Source organism: Clostridium boliviensis (assembly GCF_033342255.1).
GTDB classification, from domain to species: domain Bacteria; phylum Bacillota; class Clostridia; order Lachnospirales; family Lachnospiraceae; genus Lacrimispora; species Lacrimispora boliviensis.
Genome location: NZ_JAWONS010000272.1, coordinates 1 through 354, shown reverse-complemented (window position 1 = coordinate 354; position 354 = coordinate 1). Strand labels below are relative to the sequence as shown.

The window sequence follows — 354 nt, the reverse complement described above, 5'->3', positions numbered from 1 at the left end:
ATCCTGGGCGATCCCGTGTTGCTCCGGGAGATCGGCCTGATCTGGGCGACGCTGTTCGCAGGGGAACGGATCGACGCGGTGGTGACCGTCGAAACCAAGGGAATTCCGCTCGCCTATGCCACGGCCACCCAGCTGAACACCCCTGTGGCGATCATTCGCCGGGACAGCCGGGTGACCGAGGGGTCGGTGGTGACCATCAACGCCGTTTCCGGTTCCAGCCGGCTCATCCGGACCTTTTCCCTGGCGCGACGCAGTCTGAAGGAGGGCTCCCGCGTCCTGATCGTCGATGATTTCATGAAAGCGGGGGGAACCGTGCGGGGGATGGTGGACCTGCTGGCGGAGTTTCGGGCGGAG

At 65.3% G+C, this 354-nt stretch carries 1 protein-coding gene; it reads left to right on the top strand.

Translation table 11 applies throughout. The annotated features are described in order from the left end of the window. The coding region (locus RZO55_RS17960; protein WP_318065636.1) for a phosphoribosyltransferase family protein at positions 1–354 on the top strand (354 nt) is incomplete at both ends.